At 44.7% G+C, this 4,684-nt stretch carries 7 protein-coding genes; 4 read left to right on the top strand and 3 right to left on the bottom strand.

The features are described from left to right. The first annotated feature begins 218 nt into the window (after positions 1–218). Both RMO84_RS02535 and RMO84_RS02530 read left to right on the top strand, forming a co-directional pair. Positions 219–563 (top strand): hypothetical protein, encoded by a 345-nt coding sequence (locus RMO84_RS02535; RefSeq protein ID WP_310486883.1) that lies wholly within the window; start codon positions 219–221, stop codon positions 561–563. Beyond that, positions 564–743, top strand: coding sequence for a hypothetical protein (locus RMO84_RS02530; protein WP_310486882.1), 180 nt, complete (start codon positions 564–566; stop codon positions 741–743). It begins immediately after the preceding gene. A 9-nt stretch (positions 744–752) separates the two neighbouring features. Here the strand turns inward: RMO84_RS02530 and RMO84_RS02525 are convergent, their stop codons facing one another. Continuing rightward, positions 753–1,349 carry a Uma2 family endonuclease gene (locus RMO84_RS02525; RefSeq protein ID WP_396135750.1) on the bottom strand — a complete coding sequence of 199 codons (597 nt, stop codon included), beginning with the start codon at positions 1,347–1,349 and terminating at the stop codon, positions 753–755. A gap of 195 nt (positions 1,350–1,544) precedes the next feature. Between RMO84_RS02525 and RMO84_RS02520 the strand changes: the two genes are divergently transcribed. Further along, positions 1,545–2,423, top strand: a complete 879-nt coding sequence (locus RMO84_RS02520) for a YihY/virulence factor BrkB family protein (RefSeq protein ID WP_310486880.1) — start codon at positions 1,545–1,547, stop codon at positions 2,421–2,423. A 105-nt stretch (positions 2,424–2,528) separates the two neighbouring features. After that, a complete protein-coding gene (locus RMO84_RS02515; protein ID WP_310486879.1) occupies positions 2,529–3,440 on the top strand; it encodes a LysR substrate-binding domain-containing protein in 912 nt (303 codons plus the stop codon). 131 nt (positions 3,441–3,571) lie between these two features. On the opposite strand, the gene RMO84_RS02510 is transcribed toward RMO84_RS02515, so the two are convergent. After that, the gene (locus tag RMO84_RS02510) at positions 3,572–4,009 is read right to left on the bottom strand and encodes a hypothetical protein (protein ID WP_310486878.1); all 438 of its coding nucleotides are present in this window, start codon (positions 4,007–4,009) and stop codon (positions 3,572–3,574) included. Between the two features lie 51 nt (positions 4,010–4,060). Further along, positions 4,061–4,627: a pseudouridine synthase gene (locus tag RMO84_RS02505; protein WP_310486884.1), complete on the bottom strand. Its 567-nt coding sequence runs from the start codon at positions 4,625–4,627 to the stop codon at positions 4,061–4,063. Positions 4,628–4,684: the final 57 nt, after the last annotated feature.

Raw genomic sequence — 4,684 nt, 5'->3', positions numbered from 1 at the left:
CCCGATCGACCATCAAATATAGGATCTGTAGGGGCGGGTTTATGCAAATAATTATCGCTAAATTCGATCTATCTCAAACGAACCCGCCCATCCTCACTAGGATCGATTGTGATAATTTGGGATGATGATGTTCGATCGATTGTTGATGGATGAATTGTGAATGGATGTTCGACCCATATTGTAAAATACAGATACAACATCTCAGCTCAGAACTGCTCTTGGCAACACTACCCTCAAACACGGCTGCTAGTATCGCGATTATTAAAGCTCAATGCCTATCGATCGTCAACCTTGCTACCAAAACTGAATGGCAGCTATTTACAAGGTTTGGCGAAGTAGAAGAAACATTAGTAGTCCTCACCGAACTCAAAACCGTTGCTCAAGAAGCGAGCGATGCCTTCTCTCGATTCAGTAGTTTACAATTGAAAGTAGCCACCGCTCAACCAGAAATATCTGCCGCTCTAGCCAAACTGGTACTGGATTCTAAAGAACGGATCGAAACCAGAATTCCGGCTTGGGAGCGTAGCATCGAAGAAATCCTCTTAACTTGGAGACTTCCTTAAATGAATAGTCCACAGATACCAGATATCGCTACTCGCGAAAGATCGATCGCTAATCTTCGCCAAACTCGTAGAGAAATTGCCGAGTTTAATCGAGAACTAGCAGAAATAGAAGCTCAACTCGATCGAGAATTATATGCTCAGAAATTAGTACGGATTGGTAAAAGTGTGCCAACAGTATAGGATCGATCGTTACGCCGATCGAATCGCCTTACGAAATTCATTAGCTGCATTCAATCGAGAAGTTTCTGCCATTAAAACACAGCGCGTGAGCAAATCGATATCTAGTGAAGTAAGTTCGGGGATTTCACTACGGGTAATGAGATCGTACTTGCCATTTCGCAAGCGATAGAGACTAAATACCCCATCTTGCCAAAACCAGACTTCCGAGATTCCCAAGATTTGATATCGCTGAAGTTTATCCATACCACCAATGGTTAAGACTACTTCAATTGCCAGATCGGGAATAGATTTAGAGATGCTAAAACAGTAAGATTCATCGGCTTCGAGTGAAACTTCGCCCTCTCGCTCCTGAGTCATGGAACCTGTTGGTTCAAATTCGATCGCCATTTCCAAACAAAATAACTCAATTAGCATTCCAATGATGCTTTTAAACAATTCGTGAGTTCTTCCTGGCATTAGAATCTCGATCGTTCCATTAAAATATGCTAGCCGAATACCTGGAGCCTCGGCAAAGCCAGCTTGAATTAACTTAAATTGCTGCCAATCTATCCCAGAGTATACAAGCTGTCGATCGGCATTTTTTGGGGGTAACAGGGCTTGATTCATCATCGATCTCTCACGATGTAATTGATTCCTACCAATATTTTAACCGATTATCATCTCGATCGAGTACAGATCGAATCGCACACATCATCTACCTCTTTTACATTACCCGGATCGATCGAGACTTCATCCGCTAGAGAGAGGGTAAATCTGGGAACACCTGCTAAAAATGGATGATAAATTATCATCGATCGACAAATGAGTTGGAGAAAAGTCTGGAGCCTGTTGAAGGAAACTGTCGCGGAGTGGCAAAAAGATAAAGTCGATCGCATGGCGGCGGCGCTGGCATACTATACATTATTTTCGATCGCGCCTTTATTGGTGATTGCGGTGGCTGTGGCTGGGGCGGTATTTGGGCAAGAAGCCGCGCGCGGGGAGGTTGTCGCCCAAATCCAGGGATTGCTGGGTAAAGCGGGTGCAGAGGTGGTACAGACGGCTCTGGCGAATACTCAAAATTCTGAGAGCAATGGAATTGTGCCGTCGATAATTAGTACGCTGGCTTTAATATTTGGGGCGTCTGGTGTTTTTATTCAACTTCAAGATTCGCTCAATGCGGTTTGGAATGTGGATGAATCGCCACAAGCGGGAGTTAAAGCGGTAGTTCGCAAGCGAATTTTTTCGTTTGCGATGGTAATTACGATCGGGTTTATTTTGATGGTTTCTTTAATAGTCAGTGCGGGGTTAGCCGCATTGAGCGCGTTTACCAATCATTTATTTCCAGCGTTAGAAAGTTTGTGGAAATTAGTGAATATTTTCATTTCATTGGGGGTATTTACCATGCTATTCGCGCTGATTTATAAGTACCTGCCAGATATTAAGATTGCATGGCGAGATGTTTTGGTGGGTGCTTTGTTCACTTCGATCTTATTTAGTATTGGCAAAGAGTTACTCGGATTTTATTTAGGTAATGGTAGTTTTGGATCGGCGTATGGTGCTGCTGGATCTGTAGTTACGGTTTTGGCTTGGATCTACTATTCTGTCCAAATCATGTTATTCGGGGCAGAATTCACACAAGTGTATACGCGTAGGTATGGTTCGCATCGATCGACTGGAGATCGTTTCTCTCATAGTAAGTAGCGATCGCTTCGGAAATCGTGGTTTCATAGTGCGGAGATAGAATCTCTATTCACGATCGATTATGCGGCTAGAATTAAGAATCTAGTAGCGATCGCTGAAAATCTCATGGAGCTGCGTCATTTACGTTATTTTAGGGCGGTTGCGACTGAGTTGCACTTTGGACGAGCGGCAGAAAAATTGCATATCTCGCAACCGCCATTAACCAAACAAATTCAAGATTTAGAGGCAGAATTAGGATTCGATTTATTTAAACGCACTAAAAGATCGGTCGTATTAACACCAGCAGGGCAGGCATTTTTGAGTGAAGTAGATCGAATTTTGCAACAACTCGATCGAGCGATCGATATTGGGAGTAAAACTAGTCGTGGCGAACTCGGTCAAATTTCGATCGGATTTGTTGGCTCGGCGACTTATAATATCTTGCCAACGATCCTTCAACAGTTTAGAGATCGTTATCCTGACGTCCGGATTGAGTTGCACGAATTAACTACAGATCGGCAATTAATTTGGCTGCGGGAAGGTAGAATCGATATCGGTTTAATCCGTCCGCCAATTGTCGAGCCAAGTTTTGCCACTCAAGTAATTTTCCAAGAATCTTTAGTTGTGGCTTTGCCGAGCGATCTTCATTTGGCAGCAGCATCGTTGGTAGAGCCTCCCGATGTGGGCATCGATCTAGCAGTACTCGCCAGCGAACCTTTTATTCTGTTTCCGCGCGAACTCGCGCCGGGATTATACGATCCGATTATTACCATTTGTCAGGCTGCGGGATTCAGTCCCCAGGTGGTGCAAGAATGCATCCAAATGCAAACGATCGTCAGTTTAGTATCGGCAAATATGGGCGTGTCGATCTTACCAGCTTCGATTCAAGAGGCACAACGTCAAGGCGTAGTTTATAGGCCGATTGCTGGCGCGGTAGGTGCCGAAAAACTAGCGACGATCGCGATCGTCTGGCGGCAGCAAGATGATTCACCGACGATGCATAGATTTTTAGAAATGGCGATCGAAAAATCTGTGTAGAGACATTAAAATTTAACGATTAGCAATGGTTTAAAGCTCCTATTTTTATGCGATCTGTAATTGGTGTATTTTCACGGACAGATGTTTAGTTATCAATTCTCAATTCTCAATTATTTTAACTATTGCCAATCTTATAAAAATAAATACCAACGTCCGGCATATAATTTTAGTTCGCCTTTGCTCAGATATTTTAGCTCGATCGAGTCTTCAACTTTTTGCTTAGTACCATCGCGATCGAGATAAATACCGCGAATACTGGCATTCCACAAGAAGGGTGTTAGCTTGGTGTAAATAACTTGGCGATCTTGAAGCTTCCGACCACCAAATTTACGGATTTTAGTTTTGGCTTGGCTAGTAAAATCGGCAGTTTCTGGAGTTAACTGTATAATCAACTTCTCATTTTTAGTCTCTAAACCGATCGAGTATTGTTCGACTAATCGATCGGGTGTAGCTGCCCCACGTTTGTTATGTACTCCACATGACTGCACCAAAACCACAAGCGCGATGAGCATGACAACTAAAATCGCTCTATTGGCGATTGAGAGTTGATTCGGTTTGATTGCCTGCATAGCCACTATCTTCTACTCGGAATGCCAATTCGATCTGTGCGAGATGCTTGCTTATTTTCTTTTCAAGGCTTTCACCTCTGTACTGGTGAGATCTCGCCAAGATCCTAATGATAAACCGTTGAGGGATAGTAGCCCGATCGAGACGCGTACCAATCTTAATGTGGGAAAGCCGACAGCGGCAGTCATTCGCCGGACTTGGCGATTTTTGCCTTCAGTGAGGGTCAATTCTAACCAGGCAGTGGGAATATGTTGACGATCGCGAATGGGTGGATCTCTGGGCGGGAGTGGCGGTTCGAGCGAGAGTAAACTGACGCGGGCGGGTTTTGTTTGATATTTTTGAATTTCGACCCCAGTGGCTAGCCGCTCCAATGCCAGCTCGTCGGGAATCTTCTCTACCTGTACCCAATACGTGCGCGGATGTCCGTACTGGGGATCGCTGAGGCGATGTTGCAATCGCCCATCATCTGTCAAGAGTACCAACCCCTCGCTATCCCAATCCAATCTCCCAACGGGATACACATCCGGTACGGGAATATAGTCCTTGAGTGTCTGTCGGCCATTTTCGTCGGTGAATTGACTCAGGACACCGTAGGGTTTGTAAAAGAGGATGTAACGCATGGAGCGGGGAGCGGGGGCGGGGAGCGGGGGCAAATTTAGGCGGAAGGTGTTTTGGCT

It is taken from the genome of Chamaesiphon sp. VAR_69_metabat_338 (assembly GCF_031423935.1).
Taxonomy (GTDB): domain Bacteria; phylum Cyanobacteriota; class Cyanobacteriia; order Cyanobacteriales; family Chamaesiphonaceae; genus Chamaesiphon.
The sequence above is the reverse complement of the archived record's forward strand: the minus strand, read 5'-3'. Positions and strand labels throughout refer to the sequence as shown.

Coding starts and splice junctions, on each gene's coding strand:
- RMO84_RS02505 (WP_310486884.1), bottom strand. CDS start 4,627: ATGCGTTACATCCTCTTTTACAAACCCTACGGTGTCCTGAGTCAATTC.
- RMO84_RS02515 (WP_310486879.1), top strand. CDS start 2,529: ATGGAGCTGCGTCATTTACGTTATTTTAGGGCGGTTGCGACTGAGTTG.
- RMO84_RS02525 (WP_396135750.1), bottom strand. CDS start 1,349: ATGAATCAAGCCCTGTTACCCCCAAAAAATGCCGATCGACAGCTTGTA.
- RMO84_RS02510 (WP_310486878.1), bottom strand. CDS start 4,009: ATGCAGGCAATCAAACCGAATCAACTCTCAATCGCCAATAGAGCGATT.
- RMO84_RS02520 (WP_310486880.1), top strand. CDS start 1,545: ATGAGTTGGAGAAAAGTCTGGAGCCTGTTGAAGGAAACTGTCGCGGAG.
- RMO84_RS02530 (WP_310486882.1), top strand. CDS start 564: ATGAATAGTCCACAGATACCAGATATCGCTACTCGCGAAAGATCGATC.